This is a genomic window from Massilia pseudoviolaceinigra (assembly GCF_030846505.1).
Lineage (GTDB): Bacteria > Pseudomonadota > Gammaproteobacteria > Burkholderiales > Burkholderiaceae_D > Telluria_A > Telluria_A violaceinigra.
Window position 1 is genome coordinate 1 of record NZ_JAVCWL010000128.1, and the last position, 729, is coordinate 729.

General features: G+C 59.4%; 2 protein-coding genes. Both read right to left on the reverse strand.

Annotation, left to right across the window (positions count from 1 at the left end):
- Window positions 1-293 (reverse strand): hypothetical protein (locus RBA40_RS33390; RefSeq protein WP_306653215.1); only part of this gene is annotated, 293 nt, incomplete at its 3' end.
- A 38-nt stretch (window positions 294-331) separates the two neighbouring features.
- A partial coding sequence (locus RBA40_RS33395; protein WP_306653217.1) for a hypothetical protein occupies window positions 332-729 on the reverse strand: 398 nt, incomplete at its 5' end.

Here is a 729-nt window from a genome sequence, read left to right on the forward strand (position 1 = left end):
CGGTGCGATTCACCGAAATACTCGCGCGACAGCCTGACGAGCGTTTCGGCTCCCCATTCAGACAATTCCACGCCAGTGTTCATCTGGCAGTAGCTCAGGTCTTGATGCGTCAACGGGGCATCGCCCATGCTGGTGCACATGGTCGGGCCCCACTTCCAAAGCAGGTCGACCAGATGTTCGCCACAGTCGAGCGGCGGCATCGCCGGCTGGAAGTCTTCGCCGCCTTTGATCCGCAGCAATTGCAGGCGGGACCTGGCTGGTTCTTTTGACTTATCGCCTTCGGCCTTCTCCATCGCGGCATTCAGCCAGGCTGAATGCCGGACGTAGAGACTTAGGCTGTCGGCGACGCCTTGGTAAAATTTGCGGTGTCGCTCAGCAGCTTATCGAGCTGTGCCGGGATGAAGCACACTTCGAGGTCGCTGTACACCGCCATGAACAGCGCCTTGTCCGTCAGCTCATCGACTTCGATGTTTTCGAAGCGATCGGTCACGGCTGCCAGGAAATCGGCGGTGTCCTTGGTCTGGTCTTCGGCCGACAGGTCGCTCTTGCCCTTTTTTTTGTAGCGGTCCATGTTGCGGTTCGCCTGCGCGGCCTTCGCTTTGGCATACACCTTGGTACCAGGACCGAAAACGTGGACGTTCATTGGCTTGGTCGGATCGGGCTTGCCATCGGCGCCATCGGCGAACATGAGTTCGTCGTTGCCGTCGCGCAGCTGGTGAACGGCGGTAG